This is a genomic window from Jiangella mangrovi (genome assembly GCF_014204975.1).
GTDB lineage: Bacteria > Actinomycetota > Actinomycetes > Jiangellales > Jiangellaceae > Jiangella > Jiangella mangrovi.
The window spans coordinates 5126464-5147949 of sequence record NZ_JACHMM010000001.1 but is presented as its reverse complement, the minus strand read 5'-3'; the positions used below and the strand labels follow the sequence as shown (position 1 = coordinate 5147949).

The window sequence follows — 21486 nt, the reverse complement described above, 5'->3', positions numbered from 1 at the left end:
GGAGGAATCCTGATGGGAACAGGTCTGCGACACGGCACGGCGCACGTCGAGATCTCGGGCGTGGGCCGGACCTTCGCGAGCCGCGGCCGACGGGGTCAGGGCGACCACGTGGCGCTCGCCGACGTCAGCCTCTCGATCCGGCGCTCGGAGTTCCTGGTCATCGTCGGGCCGAGCGGCTGTGGCAAGACCACGCTGCTGAGGATGGTCGCCGGCCTGACAAAGGCGACCACCGGCACCATCACCATCGGCGGCCGCCCGATCGAGGGGCCGGGCCCGGACCGGTCGATGGTCTTCCAGCAGGCGGCGCTGCTGCCGTGGCTGAGCGTCACCGACAACGTCGCGTTCGGCCTGCGCATGCAGGGGCTCTCGGTCAAGGAGCGCACCGCCCGCGCCGCCGAGCTGATCGAGCTGGTCGGCCTCCAGGGCTTCGACCAGCACCTGCCCCGGGAGCTCTCCGGCGGCATGCAGCAGCGCGTCGGCCTGGCCCGGGCGCTCGCCGTCGACCCGAAGATCCTGCTGATGGACGAGCCGTTCGGCGCGCTGGACGAGATCACCCGGCGCCAGTTGCAGGGCGAGCTGCTGCGCATCTGGGCGGCGGACCAGAAGACCAGCCTGTTCGTCACCCACAGCGTCGAGGAGGCGGTCCTGCTCGCCGACCGCGTCGTGATCATGGGCACGAACCCGGGCCGAATCGTCGCGGAGATCGCCGTCGGCCTGCCAAGACCGCGCACCAAGGACGTCACCCAGACGGCCGAGTTCCAGGAGCTGCGGAACGAGGTGTGGCGATGGCTGGAGTCGTAACCGCCCGCGGGCGTGCCGCCGTCGTCGCCTACCTGCGCCGCGACGTCGTGACGAGCCTCGTCGCGCTGGCCGCGGGCGCCGTCGTGTGGGAGCTCGCGGCGCGGGTGCTCCGGGCGGAGTGGCTGCCGACGTTCAGCGCCGTCGTGCAGCGGATCGGCGACCTCACCGGTGACCCGCGGTTCACCGACGCCGTCGTCGAGAGCCTGCGCCAGGTGGTCGTCGGCTACCTGATCGCCGTCGTCCTCGGGGTGGGCGTGGGGGTGGCCATGGGGCTCAACGCCTACGTGGACACGGCGCTGAAGTACTTCCTGGACCTGGCGCTGTTCGTCCCGCCGATCATCATGGCGCCGGTGTTCCTCATCGTCTTCGGCCTGTCCGACACGACGCTGCTCTCGATCGTCGTGCTGTTCGCGTCGACGGTGATCGCGGTCAACACGCGGGCGGCGGTCGCGGGCGCGGAGCTGCAGCTGCGCGACGTCGGGCGGGTGTTCGGCGCCGGCCGGTGGACGGTCATCGGCCGCATCGTCCTGCCCGCCGCGCTGCCGCTGATCTTCGTCGGGCTGCACCTGGGCATCGCGCGGGCGGTGAAGGGCATGATCGTCGGCCAGCTCTTCCTGGCGGTCATCGGCATCGGAGCGCTGTCCGCGCGGTACCAGCAGGCCTTCGACGCGACCGGCACCTGGAGCGTCGCCGTCGTCGTCATCGGCATGTCACTGCTGCTGAGCTGGCTGATCAAGATCGTTGATGTCCTGGCCAACAACTGGGCGTACGGAGGCGCGGATGACGAGGATCGATAGGTACGCGGCACCCACCGAGCTGGTCTACGGCGACGGCGTCGTCGACCGGATCGGTGCCGAGATCGCGCGGCTCGGCGGCCGCCGGGCGCTGGTGGTGACCGACGCGGGACTCGCCGGGGCGGGCGTCGCCGACCGGGTGGGGAGCATCCTCACCGGCTCCGACGGCGTCGAGTTCGCCGGCATCTGGTCCGACGTCCCCCAGGACCCGACGTTCGCCGACGTCGACCGGCTCGCCGCCCGGCTGACCGGCGACGCCGTCGACACCGTGGTCTCGCTGGGCGCCGGGAGCGTCATGGCGGCCGGCCGGTCCGCGGCGGTCGCCGTCGCCGAGGGAAAGCCGGTCGCGGAGGTCGCGAAGGCCGGCGCCGACGGGGCCCGCTCGCTGCTGAGCGTGTGCGTGCCGACGACGGCGGGTTCCGGCGGCGAGGTGTCGCGGCAGGCGACGCTCACCGACGACCGGTCGGGGCAGAAGAGCGGGGTGCGGGGCTGGGCGGCCGCGGCCCGGCTCGCCGTGCTCGATCCCGAGCTGCTGGTGTCGGTGCCGCGCGGCCAGGCGATCGCGTCGGGCATCGACGCCATGGTGCACGCCCTGGAGGCGTACTGGTCGAAGCGGGCCACGCCGCTGACCGACGCCCTGGCGCGGCCGTCGTTCCACACACTGGTCACGCTGCTGCCGGAGTCGCTGGAGAAGCGCGACACGGCGACGCTCGGCCCGCTGCTGCTGGCGTCGACCATGGCCAACCTGGCCTGCGGCAACGCCGGGCTGGGCCTGGTGCACGGGCTGAACAAGGGCATCGCGACGGTGACCCACACCAAGCACTACACGGGCCTCTCGTACGGCATGCTGCACGCCGTCCTGCTGCCGTGGGTGCTGCGCTACAACGCCGGCAGCGGCTCCGCCGAGACCGATCGGCGCCTCACCGACCTCGCCGACGACATCGGCGCCGCGGACCCGCCCGGCGGCACCGGCGGCGAACGGCTGACGACGGCGATCACGGCCTGGCTGGACGGGCTGGGCGCGCCGTCGCAGCTGCCGTGGGAGCGCTGCGACGACGAGGACGTGGAGTTCATCGTCCAGGACACGCTCGGCCGCCCCATGTGGAAGGACAACGCCCGCACGGCGACCGAGGACGACGTACGTGAGCTGCTGAAACTCAGCCTGACCGATTGGCGCGACACCGACCTGGGAGGGAATCGATGAGCATGGGGACGATCACGAAGGACGCGGGGATCGCGGTCATCGGACTGGGGAAGATGGGCTTCCCGATGGCCCGCAACCTCGCGGCAGCCGGCTACCGCGTCGTGGTGTTCGACATCGACGCGGACCGGGCCGCGGCGCTGGCCGAGCACGGCGTCGAGGCCGCCGCGAGCCCCGCCGAGGCGGCCGCGCGATCGGCCGCCGCACTGGTCGTCGTCGGCTTCGACAACGAGGTCCAGGCGGTGGTGTCGGGCGAGAACGGGCTGCTCACGTCGCCGCCGGAGGGCTACGTGATCGCCGTCTGCAGCACCGTCGAGCCGCGCACGTCGACCGACGCCGCCGAGCTCGCGAAGGCCCGCGGCGCCCACGTCGTCGACGCCAGCCTCTGCCGGGGCGAGCCGTCGGCCGAGGACGGCTCGCTGCTGGTGATGTGCGGCGGCGAGGACGAGCACCTCGACTTCATCCAGCCCGTGCTCGAGGTCGTCGGCAGCGACGTCCACCGGCTGGGCGGGGTCGGGGCCGGCCAGGTCGGCAAGATGCTCAACAACTTCCTGCTCTGGAACTCCGTCGTGGCGAACTACGAGGCCATGCGGCTGGGCGCCCGCCTCGGCGTCGACCTCGAGCCGCTGCGGCAGTCGCTGCTGCAGAGCAGCGGCAACAACTGGGCGCTGGAGACCTGGCTGCGCTCGCGGCCCATGCCGTGGGCGGAGAAGGACATGCGGATCATGATGCAGTACGCCGACGAGGCGGCCCTGCCGATGCCGCTGGCCGGGTTGATCCGCGAGACGATCAAGGAGATCAAGATCGTCAAGAACGCCTGGACCGAGGGCGGCGGCCGGAAGTCGAGCATGGACGACTTCACCCGTGCCCACATCTGACGCCACCCTCGACGAGGGCCTCTACCAGGTCGTCTTCGCGGCGAAGTCGGCGCCGCTCGCGCAGTGCCTGCTGCGCGGCGCCGACCCCACGCCGGTCGACTTCACCTACGCCTTCTGGGTGCTGGTGCGCCCGGCGGGGGTGGTGCTCGTCGACACCGGGTTCGGCGAGGACGTCGCGCGGCGCCGGGGCATCGGCTACCGGCGCCGCCCGGTGGACGCCCTGGCGGCGCTCGGCGTCGGCGCGGCCGACGTGAGCGACGTGATCCTGACGCACCTGCACTTCGACCACGCCGGCGGGCTGCGCGACTTCCCGCGGGCCCGGATCCACCTGCAGCGCGCCGACCTCGCGTTCTACACCGGCCCGGCCATGCGCTTCCCGCTGTGCGCGAGCGCCGTCGAGAAGGACGACCTCGCCGCGCTCGCGGAGGCCGACGAGCAGGGCCGGCTGCACCTGCTCGACGGTGCCGGCGTGCTGTTCGACGGGGTGACGGTGCACGACGTCGGCGGGCACACGCCGGGCTCGCAGATCGTCGACGTGACGGCGCCGCGGGGACGGGTCGTGCTGGCGTCGGACGTGGCGCATCTGTACGACAACCTCGAGAAACGGGTGCCGTTCCCGGTGCTCCACGACCTGCCGAGCTGCTGCGAGGCGTTCGAGACCGTGGACCGGCTGGCGGCCGAGGGCGCGGTCGTGGTGCCGGGGCACGACGGACGGGTCATGGGCCGGCACCGGACCGTGCCCGGCGCCGACCCCGGCGAGCTCGTCCGGCTGGGCTGACGGCGTCAACCCACCCACAGCGCAAACCCCACCCACAGCGGCCCTACGCACAGCGGGAGGTGACGTGAGCGACACACCTCGGTCGGGCGACCTGGACGTCGTGGCCCGCCTCGCGGCATCGCTGCGCGGCCGGTTCCGGACCGTCGAGGACATGACGCGGTCGTTCATCCGGGCCGCCATCGCGCAGGGCGTGTTCCGTCCGGGCGAGCGGATCGACCCGGTCCTGATCGGCTCCACCCTGGGCGTGAGCCGGATGCCGATCCGGGTGAGCCTGCGCCTGCTCGAGGGCGAGGGGCTGCTGACGTTCCACCCCTACAAGGGCGCGATCGTCGCGCCGATGGGGGTCCGCGAGGTAGGCGAGATCTACGAGCTGCGCGTGCTGCTGGAGTCGCACCTGCTGGAGAACGCGATGCGCGAGCTCGACGCGCGGGTCCTCGACGGCCTGAACGCCATCGCGGCCGACGCCGAGAGCACGGACGACCGCCGGCTCCGGCTGGACCGGTGCGACGACTTCTACCGGACGCTCTACGCCCACGCGGGCCGGCCGCGGGCGCTGGCCCGAGTCACCCAGCTGCGCCGGATCGTCGGCCGCCACCTGCAGGTGCAGTGCGTCGAGGACCGGCCGGTGCACCTGGGGCTGCTGCCGCTGCTCGAGGCGGGCGACCGGCCGGCCGCGAGGGACTGGCTCAGCACGCACCTGACGCAGGTCGCGGTCCGGATCCAGAGGGTGGTGGGCGATGAGCACTGAACAAGCTGTGAGCACCGAGCGGGCTGTGAGCACCGAGCGAGCGACGGCGGCGCGCTGGCTGCGCGTCTTCACGGTGCAGCGGACCGCGACCTGGCTGACCGCGGGCATCGTGATCGCGCTGGTCCTCGTGCCGCTCGTCACCCTGCTCCTCGCGAGCTTCCGCGCCGACGGCGTCACGTTGCCGTTCGACCCCGGCGCCCGGTTCACCCTCGACGGGTTCGGCCGGGTCGCGAGCGACGACCAGCTGTGGATGCTGACCCGCAACACCGCCCTGTTCACGGCGGCGACGCTGGTGGTGGGCATCGCGATCAGCGTGCTGCTGGCCTGGATCGTCGAGCGCACCGACATCGCGTTCCGCAACCTCATCTTCGCGCTGGTGATCGCGCCCATCGGCATCCCGATGATCGTCGCCGGCATCGCCTGGAGCAACCTGCTGGCGAAGAAGGAGGGGTTCGTCAACACCCTCCTGCGCGGGCTGTTCGGCCTGGACGGCAGCGAGGGCCCGCTGAACATCAACACCGTCTACGGCATGGTGTTCGTCGAGGCGCTGATCATCGTGCCGTTCTCGTTCCTGCTGCTGACGCCGGTCTTCCGGTCCATGGACCCGAGCCTGGAGGAGGCCGCGGCGACGTCCGGCGCGGGCGCGTGGGGACGGCTGCGCCGGGTCGTGGTGCCGCTGCTCTGGCCGTCGCTCGTCGCCGTCGTCATCTACCAGTTCATCACCGTGGTCCAGGCGTTCGAGATCCCGGTGATCATCGGGCTCAACGCCGACGTCCGGGTGTTCAGCACGCGGGTGTACGAGGCGCTGCAGCCGACCGCCGGGCTGCCCGACTACGGCGTCGCCAGCATCTACTCACTGCTGCTCCTCGCCGTCTCGCTGCTCCCGATGATCTGGTACTACCGGCTGATCCGCCGGTCCGAGCGGTACACGACGGTGACCGGCAAGGGCTTCCGGCCGCGGCGGCTGTCGCTGGGCCGCTGGCGCTACCCGGTCTACCTCTTCGTCGGCGGGTACCTGCTGGTCGCGTTCGTGCTCCCCGCGGTGATGATGCTCTGGATGAGCGTCCAGCCGTTCTACACGGCACTGACGCTGGACTCGCTGCGGCGGGTGAACCTCGACGGATACCAGGCGCTGTTCACCGCCGAGGGACTCGGCCCGGTGGTGTGGAACACGACGGTGCTGGGCGTCGTCAGCGCCACGCTCGTCACCGTCCTCTCCGTCGTGCACGCGTGGGTGCTGGTGCGGTCGCGGACCCGGCTGAGCCGCGTCGTCGACTTCCTCGCCTTCGCCACCCACGGCATCCCGGGCATCGTCGTCGGCGTCAGCCTGCTGTTCGGCGGGCTCGTGCTGTCGCGGGTCACGCACATCCCGCTCTACGGCCGGGTGTCGATCCTGGTCATCGGCATGCTGATCGTCACGCTCGGCTTCGCCACCCGGATCCTCGTCTCCGCTGTCTCCCGCATCCACCCGGAGCTGGAGGAGGCGGCCCTGATGTGCGGCGCGAGCTGGCGGCGGACGATGACGCGGATCGTCGGCCGGCTGCTGATGCCGGCCATCGTCAACACCTGGGTGCTCGCGTTCGTGTACGCGATCACCAACCTCAGTCTCACGGTGATCCTCGGGACCAGCCAGAACCGCGTCCTGGCGGTCAACCTGTTCACCTTCTGGAACTTCGGGAAGACGCAGGAGGCCGCCGCCATCGCGGTGATCCTCATGCTGGTCAGCGTCGTCCTCACGATGATCTTCCGGCTGCGGCTCGGCGCGGGCGAGGAACGGTAGGAGGCTGTCGATGAACGATCTGACGAGCGCGGCACCGGGGGCGATCACGCTGACCGGGCTGTCGCGGCGCTTCGTCGTGGACTCCGGCGAGGTCGTCGACGCCGTCGCCGGCGTGGACCTCGACATCCGCCCGGGCGAGTTCTTCACGCTGCTCGGGCCGAGCGGCTCGGGGAAGACGACGATCCTGCGCTGCGTCGCCGGGCTTGAGCGGCCCGACGGCGGCGAGGTGCGGATCGGCGGGCGGCTGCTGGCCGGGCCGGGCACGTTCGTGCCGCCGCAGGACCGGGCCATCGGCATGGTCTTCCAGAGCTACGCCATCTGGCCGCACCTGTCCGTCTTCGACAACGTCGCGTTCCCGCTGCGTGAGCTGCCGCGCAAGCGCCGACCGTCCGCCACCGAGATCGAGCGCCGGGTGGCCGAGGCGCTGGACGTCGTCGGGCTCTCCGTGCAGAGCCAGCGGTCCGCGACCCGGCTCAGCGGCGGGCAGCAGCAGCGTGTCGCGATCGCCCGCGCGATCGTCGGGCGACCCGAAGTACTGCTGCTGGACGAGCCGCTGTCCAACCTCGACGCCGTGTTGCGGGCCGGGATGCGGCTGGAGCTGCGCCGGCTGACGAAGGAGCTCGGCATCACCGCGCTGTACGTGACGCACGACCAGACCGAGGCGCTCGAGATGTCCGACCGCATCGCCGTCGTCGACCACGGGCGCGTCCTGCAGTGCGGCCCGCCGGTCGAGATCTACCGGGCGCCCGCCAACGTCTTCGTCGCCGAGTTCGTCGGCACCGCGAACCGGCTCGACGGCGAGGTCGTCGAGCCCGCCGCGGCGGGAGCGGTCGCCGTCGTGCGGACGGCGATCGGCCCGGTCCGGGTCGTGGCCCGGCAGGAGCTCGGCGCAGGTGAGCGGATCCACGTCGTCGTCCGGCCCGAGAGCCTGCACCCGGTGAGCGGCGACGGCGGCGACGGCGCCAACCACGTCGAGGGCGCCGTCACCGCCGTCAGCTTCGCCGGCGCGCACACCCACGTGCGCGTCGACTGCGCGGGCGTCGAGCTGCGGGCCGAGGTGCACCGCCACGACGACCTGAGCGTCGGCGACCGGGTGTGGTTCCGCTTCGGGCCGGAGATGTGCGCGGCGGTGCCCGACACCGGTGCCGCCGCCGTCGGCACGAGAACCGCGAGCGAACTGTCGTCGACCCCGACTGGAGGGTGAGCAGCGATATGACCAGCGACAACGGGTCCAGCGGCCAGACGAGCGGGGTGGCCACCCGGACCAAGGTGCATCCGTACGAGGCGATGTTCCAGTCCTTCCGGTCCCGGCGCGAGCGGGCCGAGACGGGCAGCGTCGTCATCAAGGCCTCGGAACTGCCGTGGCAGCAGTCGCGCCAGGGCCGCAGCCGGTACTACATCCACATCGACGGCACCGGCTCGGCCGTGCAGGACTGGATGGTGTTCGGCAAGGAGGTGCACACCGAGTCCGGGGCGCACACGCACCAGGGCGGGTTGGTCATCTACGTGACCCGCGGCCACGGCTACAGCGTCTTCGACGGCGAGCGCCTGGACTGGAAGGTCGGCGACCTCCTGGTGCTGCCGATCAAGCCCGGCGGCGTCGAGCACCAGCACTTCAACCTCGACCCGTCCGGCAGCAGTGAGTGGATCGGCTTCGTCTTCCTGCCGTTCCTGCACGCCACCGGGTCGATCCTGACGCAGATCAAGGAGCAGAAGGGCTGGCGGGACGAATGAGCGAGACCCTGTTCGAGCACTGGCTCGCCGAGGCGGTCCGCATCCGCGAGCAGCACCGCGCCGGCGCCAGCCTGCTCACCCGCGACGGCACGACGGCGGAGCTCAACCGCATGGGCGCCATGCGCTGGTACCTGCATCCCGCCATCACCGACACCAGCACCCAGTCGCTCTACGTCCACGAGCTGACCCTGCCCGCCGGGTCGCGCAGCGGCCGCATGCGGGTCCAGGGCGGGATCGTCCACTTCGTGCTCGAGGGCTCCGGGCACACCGTCGTCGACGGGCGCCCGCACAGCTGGGAGGCCGACGACGTCATCGCGCTGCCCATCCGCGAGACCGGCGTCGTCTACCAGCACGTCAACGACGGCGACGGGCCGGCCCGGCTGCTCGTGGTCTGGCCGAACTTCGACTCCGCGCTCGGTCCCGAGGCCGGCGTCGAGCTGACCGTCCTCGAGGACTGCCCCGAGTACGGCTCCGAGCACGGCGACGGGGCGGGCTGATGTCGCACGGGCACTCGGCCGGACCGGGGGCCGCCGACGGGGTCGCGGTCCTCGCGACGCTGCCCGACGCCACCTGGGCGGACCGATGGGACGACATCGTCGTCGACCCGGGCGTGAAGTCGCGGCTGCTCGGGCACGCGCTGTTCAGCCTCACCCAGCGCGCCGGGCGGTCGCGGGTCGCGCTGCCGGTCAGCGGACTGGCGCTGCTGGCGGGCGCGCCGGGCACGGGCAAGACGACGCTCGCGCACGGGCTGGCGAACGAGGCGGCCGGCGTCCTGGCGCGGCGGGGGATCGCGGCCGAGACGGTGTTCGCCGTCGTCGACCCGCACGCGTTCCCCAGCGAGTTCCTCGGCGAGAGCCAGCGCGCCGTCGCCCGGCTGTTCAAGCGGACCCTGCCCGACCTCGCGGCCGACGGCCGGCCCCTCGTCGTGCTGGTCGACGAGGTCGAGGCGCTGGCCCCGTCGCGGCACCACGCGTCGTTCACCACCAACCCCGTCGACGTGCACCGCGCCACGGCCGCCGTCCTCACCGGGGTCGACGAGCTCTCCGCGCGGTGCCCGAACGTCCTCATCCTCGTGACGACGAACGAGCCGCGCGCCGTCGACGCCGCGTTCGTCTCGCGGGCCGACCTCGTCGAATCGTTCGACCTGCCCGGCCTCGAGGCCGCCCAGGTGATCCTCGCCTCGACCCTCCGCGAGTTCGGCACCGGACTCGATGGTGACGCCGACGCGGTGAAGCGGCTGGCCGAGCTCTGCGTCGACCAGCACATGGATGCACGTCAGGTACGCAAGTCGGTGCTTCGCGCCGTCATCGGGAACGGGGCCGACCTCGCGCTGTCGCCGGAGGGGCTGAGTCATCAGGACCTCTGGGACGCAGTGAGCGCGGGATCGCCCGGCTGACCCGGCTCTCTACTCCTGTCCGTTCATGTGGGAGGGCAGTTCGATGACATACCAGCTACGGCGCCGCGGCGCCTTTCTCTCGCTCGGGATCGTGGGCGCGTTGTTGTTCTCGGCCTGTGGCGGTTCGGACGAGTCGTCCGACGGGTCGGGCGGCTCGGGTGGCGACTCCACGCCCGTCGCCGGGGCCGACGGCGGCGAGTGCACCATGGACTCGCTCTACGAGGCCGCCCAGGACGAGGGCACGCTCGTCCGGTGGGGCGGCCAGGACCCCGAGGACATGGCCGTCGTCTACGACGCGTTCTCGCAGGAGTACCCCGGCATCGAGATCCAGGACGCCGTCGTCAATCCCGACGAGACGCCGACCCGGCTGCTCACCGAGCGCAGCGCCGGCAACGCCCCGCCCGATCTCTTCCAGGGCCGGGTCAGCTTCCTCAAGCCGCTCATCGACGCCGGCGCGCTGAACCAGGACCCCGGCTGGGCCGACTGCGGCGCCCGCGACGAGATCATCCAGGCCGACGGCGGCCTGACGGAGAACGTCCAGCCCTGGGCGCTGGCCTACAACACCGACGAGGTGTCGCCGGACGACCTGCCGTCGTCCTGGGAGGATCTGGCCGACGAGAAGTACCAGGGCATGATGAGCGTCGACCCGCGCGGGTTCCCGTTCGACATGCTGGCGCTCACGCTCGGTGCCGACGGCGCCGTCGACCTCGTGACGTCGCTAAAGGAGACCGTCGACCCGACGCTCACCCAGGGCGGCACCGCCGGCCTCGCCGAGGTCGCCTCGGGCGAGATCGCGATCCGGCCCGCGCTCGTCCCCGACATCAAGGCCAGCCAGGCCGATGGCGCCCCCGTCGACTTCGTCTACCTCGACCCCGTCCTCGTCCTCAACGACGCCATCTACATGCCCGAGGGGGTCGAGCATCCGAACGCGGCCATGCTGTTCGCGCTCTGGTACGCCGCCGAGGACGGCGGCCAGGCGATCACCCGCGAGCGCAACTTCCGCGACAACTCCCCGCCGAGCGACATCCCCGACGGCGTCGAGACGGTGGCCGCCGAGACCGCCGAGGACGCCGACGAGGTCGTCACCGCCAACCAGGAGATCGTCGGCATCTGGGGCGGCTGAGCTCTGGCCCCTTCCATGATCATCAACCTTTCGGGTCGTCCTGGCAGCTCGAAAGGTTGATGATCACGGGCCCGGCGACGCTACGCGGGCCAGGCGGGGGAGCGGCCGAGGTAGGCGACCAGCTGGTCCAGGCGCGAGCCACCCTCCCAGGCGATCTCGGGACCGAAGGGCGCGCCCGGCGCGAGCCGAGCCGGCCCCGTCGGCACCACGGTGGCGATCTCGTGCGCGACGTCCAGCACCTCGTCGTCGAAGTCGAGGCTGAGCCCCAGGGTGCGGGCGACGTCCCAGGAGTGCACGACGTAGTCGATGAGGTGGAAGCTGATCGCCTGCGCCGCCGGGAACGGGTGCTCGGTGGTGAACTCCGGCAGCGGGAACGGCCGGTCGAGGACGCCGTCGGCGGCGAAGGCGTCGATGACGTGCCGGGCGGACTCGCGGTAGGCGGCGACGGGGTCGTCGCCGAGGGAGCGCAGCGCCCACTGGCCGAGGTCGCCGTCGCCCCGCGAGGCGGCGGCGAAGCCGTAGTGCTGCGTGGCCATGTGCGTGAGCAGGTCGAGCAGGGTCCAGCCGGCGCACGGCGTGGGCATGGCGAGGTCGGCCGGGCTCGCCTCGGAGACCAGTTCGGCGCTGGTGTGGACGGCGCGGGCGTCGAGGTCGACGAGCACCTCGCCGGCGGGAAGGTTCATCATAGGCATGCGCACATCATATGCATGCGCATATGATTGTGCCATTGGTATCGTTCCGACGTGGACAGCGCGGACGAGCGGCGCGACCTCGCCGCGATGATGTACCCGCTGGTGCGCGCGCTCATCGGCGTCGAGACGCCGGTGCTCGCCGTCCACGGCGTGTCCATGTGGGGCTACTCGGTGCTCAGCACGCTGCGCTCGCTCGGCCCCATGCGCACCCAGGCCGCGCTCGCCGAGGCGATCGGCGCCGACAAGACCCGCATCATCGGCACCCTCGACGAGCTGCAGGAGGCCGGGCTCCTCTCGCGCACCCCCGATCCCGACGACCGCCGCGTTCGGCTGCTCTCGCTCACCGACCGGGGGCAGCGGGTGGAACGGGCGATCCGGGCCGGCATCCGCGAGCGCGAGGAGCGGCTGCTCGCCACCCTGCCGGCCGCCGACCGGCGCGGCTTCGTCCGCGCGCTCGAGGCGCTGTCGTCGCTGCCCGCCGCCGAGATCGAGGAGATCGCGGAGGGCTGACGCACGCCTTGTGCGCACCGGCGGGCGGGTTCAGACTGGAAGGACCTGCAGGGGGGATCATGTGGGCAGCGATCTCCCCGCCCGACGGCCGGCCGTACGCGCTGCGGCTGCGCGACGGGCACCACACCATCGGGCGGGGTGCGGACTGCGACGTCCGGGTCGCCGATCCGGCCGTGGCCTGGCACCACGCGCGCCTCGACGTGGTCGACGACGGCGTCTGGCTGGCCGATCTGGGCTCGAGGAACGGCACGGCGGCCGACGGCGTCGAGGTGGCGGAGCCGATCTGGGTCACCGGGCCCGCCGAGATCCGCCTCGGCCGCACGACCATCCGGCTCTCCGACGACGAGCCCGACCTCCCGTCCCGTGCGGGCACCCCGTGGTACCGGCGTGGCCGGGCCGTCGTCCTCGGGGCCGGATCGTTGGCGACGGCGGCACTGGCGGTGCTGGCGCTGTGGGACGAGGTGTTCCCGGCCGACCAGGAGGACGCCGCCACCATCACCTCCGCCGGGGTGACGCGGCAGCTGGCCCTCGGCGAGTTCGCCGCCACGGTCCCGGACCCCGAGATCACGCTGACCTCGGCCGGCGCGGCCCGCTCCGACCCCGTCGCGCCCGTGGCCGGCACCGGCACCCCGCCGGAACCCGAACCGCCGCCCGACCCCGAACCGCCACCGGACCCGGTCACGCCCACCGACCCCGCGACGCCGACGGACCCGGCGACCCCGACGGACCCCGGGACACCGACGGACCCCGGGACACCGACGGACCCCGGGACCCCCACCGGGACCCCCACCGGGACGCCCACCGCCGCGACCCCGGGCGAGCGGGTGCTGTCGCCGGAGTTCCGCACCGACGCCGCCGCCTGGCCGCCGCCGGACGAGTTCGTCGACGACGTCGCCACCGACCCCGCGCTGCGGCGGACCATCCTCCCCGCCGCGCCGCAGGTCGTCACCCAGCTGGTCTCCGACCTCACCGAGGACGACGGCACCACGCTCCCGGCCGACGAGGTCGCCGCCCGCCTCGCCGACGCGCTGCGCGAGGTGGAGTCCGAGGACGACGACGGCAGGAGCGACCCGCTGGGCTGGGTGGTCGCCGTCGACCTCGAGACGAGCGGGCTGGACGACGCCCAGCTGCTGCTGACCTGGTCGCTCGACGGCATCGACGTGCCGGTCAGCTGGGCGGCCGAGACGATCGCCTATCGCATCACGCCCACGACGGCCCACGACACCGGCAGCGTCGACGTGCGGGTGCCGGACCTCGACGTGCCCGGCACCTACCGCGTCAACCTGCGCCTCGCGCTGGAGTCCGACGGCCGCCTGCTCGACCAGGGCGACCCGCTGGAGCTGCCGGACTAGCCCGGACCGGCTCAGGGCGCCTTGCTCAGCCCGACGCCCCGGTCGGCGACGTCGACGTTCGCGGCCAGCGCCGTCACGTCCGCGTTGGCCAGCAGCCGCGACAGCACTGTCGTGGCGACCGCGGGCAGCGGCGAGGCCGTGACCTCCTCCCACCACAGCGCCGCCACGCCGGCCACGTGCGGCGTGGCCATGGAGGTGCCGTTCAAGCTGCGCAGCCCGCCACCGGCGCGGGCGGACTCGATGGCGACGCCCGGCGCGCTGATCTGCGGGAACGTGTTCGAGAACGGCGCGACGGAGAGCCCGGCGGCCGACTCGGCGAGGGCGCCGACGGAGACCACGCCCTCGGCCGCCGCGGGCAGCGAGACGCCGATCTCGAAGTCGGGGTCGACGCCGCGCTCGCTCTCGTTGCCCGCTGCCGCGACGACCAAGGTGCCACCGGAGAAGGCGGCGCGGCTCTGCAGCAGCTGCATGAGCGCGTCGAACATCCGCAGGTTCGCCCGGTACGCCTCCAGCGCGGCCGACGTGGCCAGCTCGACCGGCCAGCCCTGGTCGACCAGGCGCTTGACCAGCCCGGGGAAGTCGAACCCGAGCGACATCGAGATGATCTTGGCGCCGTTCTGGTCGGCCCACTGGATGCCCTGGAAGAGCATGTCGGAGCTGCCGCTGCCGTCGTCGCCGAGGACCTTGCCGATCAGCGCCGTCGTCACGCCGGGGGCGACACCGATGCGGACGCCGTTGACGTCGCGGCCGAACACCGTCCCGGCGACGTGCGTGCCGTGGCCCTGCTTGTCGCCGTTGCCGGAGCCGGTGAAGTCCCGCTCGGTGATCGTCACGCCCTGGAAGGCGGGATGGGTGGCGTCGATGCCGGTGTCGAGGATGGAGACGGTGACGCCGGCGCCGGTGCGCGTCGACGTGTCGGCGCCGACCGCGGTCACACCCCACGTCGGGCCGGCGGCCGCGGGCGTCGCGGCGGGCATCCCGGTGTCGCCGTCGGAGACCGGCCCGATCAGCGTGGTCGGCATGACGGGGGCGACGGCGCGGACCTCGGGGTCGCGCGCGACGTCGCGGACGTCGCCCTTGTCGAGCGGCAGCACGTCGATGCGGGGCTCGCCCGGCATCTCCATGCCCTCGAGTTCGAAGCCGCCGCCGCCGAACGGCTCGCGGCTGGTCGCGCGGCTCATGTCGCGCAGGATCGTGTACGTGTGCTCCATCGCCAGTGCCCCCCTCGGTCGGCGCCGCGCCGGCCGCGCTGACCGTCCCCGAAGCCGGCCGCAGCAGTGTCTACCCCTCTGCACTACTCGCTGCCGCACCCGCTGACAACCCCTCAGCGTCCGGTTTGTCTGCCATGATCGAGACACGTGATCGCTGGGGGTGAGCGACATGCAAGGACGCGATCCGACGGTGGCAGCGGTGCGGCTCCTGGTCCGGCCGCGAGGGGGCGACGACCGCCCCGCCCGGCTGCGGCGCGAGGTCGACCGCGTGCTCGGCGCGGTCGACGAGCACGACCGGCCGTGGGCGGTCGAGCCGCTGTTCCCCGGCACGCCGGACCCGGAGCTGCGCCGGTACTGGGTGGTCAGCGGGGCGGTCCAGGCGGGCCCGGCGTACGACGAGACCCGGGTCGCCTACGACCTCGCTGCCCGGCTGGCGCGCGAGCTGGACGCCGACGTCGAGCCGGACCTGCCGTCGTCGGCCTTCGGCGCCGAGCCCGATCACCGCGAGGACGCCGACGACGTCGACGACGCCGTCGGAGAGGAGTCGCTCGGCGACACCCGCGGCGTCCACCTGGCCGGCTCCGACGACGTGCACTGGGTGGTCGACGCGGTCCGGGCCGGGGCGGCGTGGGCGCTGCTCCCGCACCTCGGCGGCTCCGCCCGGGGCGCGGGTGTGCTCGTCGGCTCCGTCGACACCGGTTACACCGACCATCCGGAGGTGGCCGGCGCGTGGTCGTTCGACCTCGACTACGACGTCGTCGACGGCGACGACGACGCGCGCGACCCGCTGCGCCGGCGCTGGTACATGCCGCTGGACTCGCCCGGCCACGGCACCCACACCGCGAGCGTCATCGGCTGTCGCGGCGACGGCGTCCTGCTCGGCGTCGCGCCCCGGGTGACGATCGTGCCGATCCGCACCGTCAAGAGCGTCGTCCAGGTGCTCGACGGCGACGTCGCGCGCGCCGTCCACGAGGCGCACCGGCGCGGCTGCAAGGTCATCACGATGTCGCTGGGCGGGCGCGGGTTCTTCGGCCTGCGGTCGGCCATCCGGGCGGCGATCGACGACGGCGTGATCGTCATGGCCGCGGCGGGCAACAAGGTCGGCATCGTCGTCGCTCCCGCCTCGTACCCGGAGTGCATCGCCGTCGGCGCGACCAACGCCGACAGCGAGCCGTGGTCCGGGTCGTCGCGCGGGCCGGCCGTCGACGTGTCGGCGCCCGGCGAGAGCGTCTGGGTGGCATCCGTCGACTCGCGAACGAACCCGCCGGTCTTCGGCGAACGCCGTCACCACGGCACGTCGTTCGCGGTCGCGACCCTGGCCGGGGTGGCCGCGCTCTGGATCGCCCACCACGGCCACGACCGCATCGTCGCGAAGGTCGGCCGGGCGCACGTGCATGCGGCGTTCCTGCAGCTGGTGCGCACGCACGGCCACCGCGAGCCGCCCGGCTGGACGGAGCACGGCTGGGACGAGCTGTACGGGGTCGGCATCGTCGATGCCGCCGCCCTGCTCGCGGCGCCGCTGCCCGACGCGGCCGACCTCGTGCTGCCGGAGATCCCGGCGGCGCCCGAGGCCGCCGACCCGGTGAGCCGGCTGAGCGCCGTCCTGTCCGGGCTCGGCCGCGACGAGGTGCGCTCGCGCGTCGGTGAGCTGCTCGGCACCGCACCGGACGCCGTCGACGACCTGCCGCCGGTGACCGTCAGCGAGCTGGTCTACCGGCTGGGCGAGGACGACGCGCTGCGGGCCGGCCTCACGACCCCCATCGGCGACGTCGAGCTGCCGGCTCGGCCCGGCGCCGAGGCACGGCGGCTGCTGGCCCGGACGGCGTCGCGGGCGCTGCGCACCTCGGCCGGTCCCTAGCTGTTCGCGTGTGGTTCTGGCCATTGGTCTCGTTGTGGTCCAGTTCCGCCGGCCGCTCACTGTTGATCATGGAGAAGGTCGGCTCTTGTGTGCCTCTGGAGCCGACCTTCTCCATGATCTCTCTGTCAGGATCGGTTGTGCCGGGGTGCTGCTCGACGGGGCGGTGTGCCGGTGTGGGCGCTGGGTGACTCATCCATGATCTGTCCCGGCTGGTGGCCGGTGGCTTGGTGTTGACCTGTCCATGGTGCTCACAAGGGGGCGAGGGCCCGGCCGGGAGTGACTTGATAGAAGCCTGGGGTTCACGGCCCCAAGAGAGGTATGTCCACCCGGTCTGAACCGCCCCGGGGTTTCCGGACACTTGGGATCGTGTCTCTACCCGGTTGGGGTGAGACGGTTTCGTGCAGCGTAGTGGGCGGCTTCGACCTCGGCTGGTGTGAGGTCGTCGATGGACTCGTGGGTCCGTTCGTGGTTGAACCAGTGAACCCAGTTCAGGGTTTCGATCTCGACGTGTTCGAGGTCGCGCCAGGGCCCGTCGGGGCGGATCAGTTCGGTCTTGTAGGCACCGATCTGGGACTCGGCCAGGGCGTTGTCGTAGGCGTCACCGACCGAACCCACCGATGCGTCGACGCCGGCTTGGAGCAGCCGGGTGGTGAACGCGAACGAGGTGTACTGGGAGCCGGCGTCGGTGTGGTGGACCAGCCCGGTCAGGTCGGTGATGCCGGCTTGGCGGCGTGACCAGATGGCGTGCTCGAGGGTGTCGAGCACGAGTTGTGTGCTCATGCTGGTGGCGGCGCGCCAGCCGACGATCATCCGGGAGAACACGTCGAAGACGAACGCCACGTAGACGGTGCCGGTCCAGGTCGCCACGTAGGTGAAGTCGGCCACCCACAGCTGGTTCGGGCAGGTCGCGGTGAAGTCCCGATCGACCAGATCAGCCGCCCGCGCGTCGCGCGGGTCGCCGATCGTGGTGCGCACACGGCTGCCGCGCAGGGCCCCGTGCCAGCCGTTTGCTGTCATCAGCCGCTCGATCGTGCACCGGGCCACGTCGTGACCGGCCCGGCGCAGGTGCAGCCACATCTTGCGCGCACCGAAGCGGGCGATGAACCGCTGCTCACGCGCCGCGGCGATCAGTTCGACGATCTGCGTGTCGCGCAGCGCCCGCTTCGACGGCCCCCGGCGCAGGTTGTCGTAGTAGGTGGACGGGGCGATCTGGACGCCGTGCTCGGACAGCACGCGGCAGATCGGCTCGACCCCGAACCGGTCCTTGTGCTCGCTGATGTAGTCGATGATCACCGGTGTGGGCGGTCGAGCTCCGCCGCGAAGAAAGCCGACGCGCTCTTGAGGATCTCGTTCGCCCGGCGCAGCTCGGCCACCTCGCGCTTGAGCTCCCGGATCTCCGCCAGCTCCTGCGTGGTCCTGCCCGGCCTAGCACCGCCGTCGATCTCGGTCCGGCGCACCCACTGACGCAGCGTCTCCGCCGAGCCGATCCCGAGCTTGCCCGCGATGGTGCGGATCGCTTCGAACTCACTCGGGTAGTCACCCCGCTCCACAGCCTCGCCAACCATCCGGACCGCCCGCTCACGCAACTCCCGCGGGTACTTCGAGGGACGTGCCATGACCTCATCCTCCAACTAATGAAGTCTCCGGACACCCCGGGGCGGTTCAGTCCGGGTCCTCGCGACACGTTGCCCGTCACAGGCTTGCGAGCAGAAACGGACACCTCATGGTGACAGTGGGGATCGACCCGCACAAGCAGACCCACACCGCGGTGATCATCGACGAAGCGGGCCGGCGGGTCGGGACGCCGCTGACCGTCGACGATGATCCGTCTTCGGTCGCGAAACTGCTGGCCTGGGCCGGGCGGCGCGCCGCCGGCCGGGCGGTGACGTGGGCGATCGAGGACGGCCGCGCCCTGGCGCGGCGCCTGGCGTCGGCGCTGGTTGCGGCCGGGCAGGTGGTGGTGTGGGTGCCGGTCCGGTTGATGGTCGCCGAACGCCACCACACCGGCCCGCGGGGCAAGTCCGACCCGCTCGACGCGCTCGCCGTCGCCAAGGCCGCACTGAACCCGGACAACGCCCGCTACCTGGCCACCCACCGTGTCGACGACCCCGGCGCACAGCTGGCGCCGCTGGTCGAGCACCGCGACCAGCTGGTCGGCGAACGGACCCGGCTGATCAACACCATGCGCTGGCGGCTGCACCAACTCGCCCCGGGCCTGGAACCGACGACGCTGACCACCCTCAAGGCGCCCCGCGAGCTGGCCGCCCGGCTCGAGGAGTTCCCCGACACCCCGCTGCGGCGAGTACTGCTGGCCAACTGCCACCGCCTCGAGACCCTCACCAGCGACATCAACGAACTCACCCGCGAACTAGGCGAACACACCCGCCGCGTCTGCCCGAACCTGCTCGCCATCCCCGGCGTCGGGCCCGTCGTGGCAGCAACCATCCTGGCCGAGCTCGGCGACCCCACCCGCATCCGCAACGGCGCCGCGCTGGCCCGCCTGGCCGGCACCGCCCCGATCCCGGTCTGGAGCTCCGACACCGAACGACACCGCCTGGACCGCGGCGGCAACCGACGCCTGAACAGAGCCCTCCACACCATCGCCAGAACCCAAGCCCGAAGCCACCGCCCGGCTCAAGCATTGATCGCCAAACACCAGGACACGAAGGGCAAACGCGGCGCGATACGAGTGCTCAAACGCCACCTCACCAACGTCATCCACCGCGCACTCCGCCACGACATCCCACCCACGACCTGCCAACCATCAGCAGCTTGACATAGAAGCGTCATCAAGGATTCGACCCCCTATGGTGTGGTCGATCCTTGATGATCATGGAGACCGGCCGGCGGGACTGGGATGTCTAGCCGGTAGGGGCGGGGAGCTGCGCCGTCACGCGGATCCCGCCGGCCGGGCGGCGGACGACGGTGAGCGTGCCGTCGTGCGCCTCGGCGATGCTCTTGACGATCGCCAGGCCGAGCCCGACGCCCCCGTGGTCGCCGCGGATGCGCTCGGTGCCGCGCTGGAACGGCTCGGTGAGGGTCGAGACCAGCTGCGGGGACAGCCGCTCGCCGGTGTTCTCGACCGTGAGCTCGACCGACTCGGGCCCGACGGCGGTGCTGACCTGCACGGTGCCGTGGTCGGGGAGGTTGTGGACGATGGCGTTGTGCAGCAGGTTCGTCGTCAGCTGCAGCAGCAGGGCGGGGGAGCCGACCGTCGGCGCGACGTCGCCGGAGGTCTCGATGGTGACGCCGCGCTTCTCCGCAAGAGGCAGCAGCGACTCGGTGGCCTCCTCCGCCAGCAGCGACAGGTCGACGGGTTCGCGGGTGAAGGAGCGCTGCTCGGTCAGGCTGAGCAGCAGCAGCGCCTCGGTGAGGTCGATCGCCCGGGTGTTGACGGAGCGCAGGCGGTCGACGAGCTCGCCGACGTCGCGGTCCGGATCGTTGCGGGCGACGTCGAGGAGGATCTGCGTGACCGCCAGCGGGGTGCGCAGCTCGTGGGAGGCGTTGGCGGCGAACCTCCGCTGCTCGTCGACGTGCGCCTCGAGCCGCTCGAGCATGGCGTCGAAGCTGTCGGCGAGCTCGCGGAACTCGTCGCGGCGGCCCGGCAGCCGGATCCGGTGCGAGAGCGACCCGAGCGTGGCCTTGCGAGTGGCGGCCGTGATGCGGTCCAGCGGCGCGAGCATGCGCCCGGCGAGGAACCAGCCGCCCAGCAGGCCGAAGAGCAGCAGGAACGCCATGACGCCGGTCGCCGCCGGGGTGAAGGCGCGCTGCAGGTCGCCGCGGTTGGGGATGAACCCGCGGGGTCCCATGACGACGTCGCGCTCGGGCACGTAGCGCAGCAGGAACACCCACACGGCGGCGAGCAGCAGGGCGCCCGCGACCATGAGGAACCCGGCGTAGCTGAGGGTGAGCTTGAGCCGGACGCTCGGCCCCGGCGCCCTAGTCATGCTCGCCTCCGTCCGGCGCGGCGTCGATGCGGTAGCCGACGCCGGCGACGGTCGCGATCAGCCAGGGTTCGCCGAGCCGCTTGCGCAGCGCCGAGACGGTGATGCGCACGGCGTTGGTGAACGGGTCGGCGTTCTCGTCCCAGGCGCGTTCCAGCAGCTCCTCGGCGCTGACGACGCCGCCGTCGGCCGCGACGAGGACCTCGAGGACGGCGAACTGCTTGCGGGTCAGCGCGACGTAGCGGCCGTCGCGGTAGACCTCGCGGCGGAACGGGTCCAGCCGCAGGCCGGCGATCTCGCGCACCGGCGGCCGGTTGTGCGCCCGCCGGCGGTCCAGCGCCCGGAGCCGGAGCACGAGCTCCTGCAGGTGGAAGGGCTTGGTGAGGTAGTCGTCGGCGCCGAGCTCGAACCCGGAGGCCTTGTCGTCGAGCCGGCCCGCGGCGGTGAGCATGAGGATCGGCATGCCGCTGCCGGAGGCGACGATGCTCGCGGCGACCTCGTCGCCCGACGGGCCCGGGATGTCGCGGTCGAGGACGGCGATGTCGTAGGCGTTGACGCTCAGCAGCTCCAGCGCCGTGTGGCCGTCACCGGCGACGTCGGCGGCGATCGCCTCGAGGCGCAACCCGTCGCGGATCGCCTCTGCCATATAGGGCTCGTCCTCGACGACCAGCACACGCACGCTCTCG

The 21486-nt window shown here is 72.3% G+C and carries 21 protein-coding genes and 1 other annotated feature; of the genes, 16 read left to right on the top strand and 5 right to left on the bottom strand.

What is annotated here, in order from left to right; translation table 11 throughout:
• The first annotated feature begins 12 nt into the window (after positions 1-12).
• From HD601_RS23835 to HD601_RS23780, 12 genes are all read left to right on the top strand, one after another.
• The gene (locus tag HD601_RS23835; protein WP_184826105.1) at positions 13-801 is read left to right on the top strand and encodes an ABC transporter ATP-binding protein; all 789 of its coding nucleotides are present in this window, start codon (positions 13-15) and stop codon (positions 799-801) included.
• Positions 786-1598 (top strand): ABC transporter permease, encoded by an 813-nt coding sequence (locus tag HD601_RS23830; RefSeq protein WP_184826103.1) that lies wholly within the window; start codon positions 786-788, stop codon positions 1596-1598. Before HD601_RS23835 ends, HD601_RS23830 begins: the two co-directional genes overlap by 16 nt.
• Positions 1582-2799 carry an iron-containing alcohol dehydrogenase family protein gene (locus HD601_RS23825; protein ID WP_184826101.1) on the top strand — a complete coding sequence of 406 codons (1218 nt, stop codon included), beginning with the start codon at positions 1582-1584 and terminating at the stop codon, positions 2797-2799. The genes HD601_RS23830 and HD601_RS23825 overlap by 17 nt, the downstream gene beginning before the upstream one ends.
• Positions 2796-3674 (top strand): NAD(P)-dependent oxidoreductase, encoded by an 879-nt coding sequence (locus HD601_RS23820; RefSeq protein ID WP_184826099.1) that lies wholly within the window; start codon positions 2796-2798, stop codon positions 3672-3674. Before HD601_RS23825 ends, HD601_RS23820 begins: the two co-directional genes overlap by 4 nt.
• Positions 3661-4452, top strand: a complete 792-nt coding sequence (locus HD601_RS23815; RefSeq protein ID WP_184826097.1) for an MBL fold metallo-hydrolase — start codon at positions 3661-3663, stop codon at positions 4450-4452. Before HD601_RS23820 ends, HD601_RS23815 begins: the two co-directional genes overlap by 14 nt.
• A gap of 64 nt (positions 4453-4516) precedes the next feature.
• Entirely contained in the window at positions 4517-5200 is a 684-nt protein-coding gene (locus HD601_RS23810) for a GntR family transcriptional regulator (RefSeq protein ID WP_184826095.1), read from the top strand.
• Between the two features lie 25 nt (positions 5201-5225).
• Positions 5226-6980 carry an ABC transporter permease subunit gene (locus HD601_RS23805; RefSeq protein WP_184826093.1) on the top strand — a complete coding sequence of 585 codons (1755 nt, stop codon included), beginning with the start codon at positions 5226-5228 and terminating at the stop codon, positions 6978-6980.
• A gap of 10 nt (positions 6981-6990) precedes the next feature.
• Positions 6991-8184, top strand: coding sequence for an ABC transporter ATP-binding protein (locus tag HD601_RS23800; protein ID WP_184826091.1), 1194 nt, complete (start codon positions 6991-6993; stop codon positions 8182-8184).
• Between the two features lie 8 nt (positions 8185-8192).
• The gene (locus HD601_RS23795) at positions 8193-8714 is read left to right on the top strand and encodes a cupin domain-containing protein (protein WP_184826089.1); all 522 of its coding nucleotides are present in this window, start codon (positions 8193-8195) and stop codon (positions 8712-8714) included.
• Positions 8711-9211 (top strand): cupin domain-containing protein, encoded by a 501-nt coding sequence (locus tag HD601_RS23790; protein ID WP_184826087.1) that lies wholly within the window; start codon positions 8711-8713, stop codon positions 9209-9211. Before HD601_RS23795 ends, HD601_RS23790 begins: the two co-directional genes overlap by 4 nt.
• Positions 9211-10110 carry an AAA family ATPase gene (locus HD601_RS23785; RefSeq protein ID WP_184826085.1) on the top strand — a complete coding sequence of 300 codons (900 nt, stop codon included), beginning with the start codon at positions 9211-9213 and terminating at the stop codon, positions 10108-10110. Before HD601_RS23790 ends, HD601_RS23785 begins: the two co-directional genes overlap by 1 nt.
• A gap of 43 nt (positions 10111-10153) precedes the next feature.
• Positions 10154-11233: an ABC transporter substrate-binding protein gene (locus HD601_RS23780; RefSeq protein ID WP_184826083.1), complete on the top strand. Its 1080-nt coding sequence runs from the start codon at positions 10154-10156 to the stop codon at positions 11231-11233.
• A gap of 80 nt (positions 11234-11313) precedes the next feature.
• Here the strand turns inward: HD601_RS23780 and HD601_RS23775 are convergent, their stop codons facing one another.
• Positions 11314-11925, bottom strand: a complete 612-nt coding sequence (locus HD601_RS23775) for a TIGR03086 family metal-binding protein (protein ID WP_221441248.1) — start codon at positions 11923-11925, stop codon at positions 11314-11316.
• Positions 11926-12012: 87 nt separating this feature from the next.
• Between HD601_RS23775 and HD601_RS23770 the strand changes: the two genes are divergently transcribed.
• Complete coding sequence (locus HD601_RS23770) at positions 12013-12435, top strand: MarR family transcriptional regulator (RefSeq protein WP_184830144.1); 423 nt, start codon at positions 12013-12015, stop codon at positions 12433-12435.
• Between the two features lie 59 nt (positions 12436-12494).
• Positions 12495-13787 (top strand): FHA domain-containing protein, encoded by a 1293-nt coding sequence (locus HD601_RS23765; RefSeq protein WP_184826081.1) that lies wholly within the window; start codon positions 12495-12497, stop codon positions 13785-13787.
• A gap of 11 nt (positions 13788-13798) precedes the next feature.
• Here the strand turns inward: HD601_RS23765 and HD601_RS23760 are convergent, their stop codons facing one another.
• Complete coding sequence (locus HD601_RS23760) at positions 13799-14998, bottom strand: S8 family peptidase (protein WP_184826079.1); 1200 nt, start codon at positions 14996-14998, stop codon at positions 13799-13801.
• A 169-nt stretch (positions 14999-15167) separates the two neighbouring features.
• On the opposite strand from HD601_RS23760, the gene HD601_RS23755 reads away from it, so the two are divergent.
• Positions 15168-16856 (top strand): S8 family peptidase, encoded by a 1689-nt coding sequence (locus tag HD601_RS23755; RefSeq protein ID WP_184826077.1) that lies wholly within the window; start codon positions 15168-15170, stop codon positions 16854-16856.
• Between the two features lie 372 nt (positions 16857-17228).
• Here the strand turns inward: HD601_RS23755 and HD601_RS23750 are convergent.
• Positions 17229-18472 (bottom strand): IS3 family transposase gene (locus HD601_RS23750; protein ID WP_184819234.1). Its coding sequence is split into 2 segments (ribosomal slippage): positions 17229-18184 and positions 18184-18472, totalling 1245 coding nucleotides; the frame shifts between segments, so codons are not numbered across the junction.
• Positions 18057-18185, bottom strand: a sequence feature (AL1L pseudoknot). (Overlaps the previous gene by 129 nt.)
• 107 nt (positions 18473-18579) lie before the next feature.
• Here HD601_RS23750 and HD601_RS23745 point away from each other — a divergent pair.
• The gene (locus HD601_RS23745; protein WP_184822322.1) at positions 18580-19632 is read left to right on the top strand and encodes an IS110 family RNA-guided transposase; all 1053 of its coding nucleotides are present in this window, start codon (positions 18580-18582) and stop codon (positions 19630-19632) included.
• A gap of 85 nt (positions 19633-19717) precedes the next feature.
• Here the strand turns inward: HD601_RS23745 and HD601_RS23740 are convergent, their stop codons facing one another.
• Positions 19718-20803 carry a sensor histidine kinase gene (locus HD601_RS23740; RefSeq protein WP_184826075.1) on the bottom strand — a complete coding sequence of 362 codons (1086 nt, stop codon included), beginning with the start codon at positions 20801-20803 and terminating at the stop codon, positions 19718-19720.
• Complete coding sequence (locus tag HD601_RS23735) at positions 20796-21479, bottom strand: response regulator (RefSeq protein ID WP_184826073.1); 684 nt, start codon at positions 21477-21479, stop codon at positions 20796-20798. The genes HD601_RS23740 and HD601_RS23735 overlap by 8 nt, the downstream gene beginning before the upstream one ends.
• Between the last annotated feature and the right edge of the window lie 7 nt (positions 21480-21486).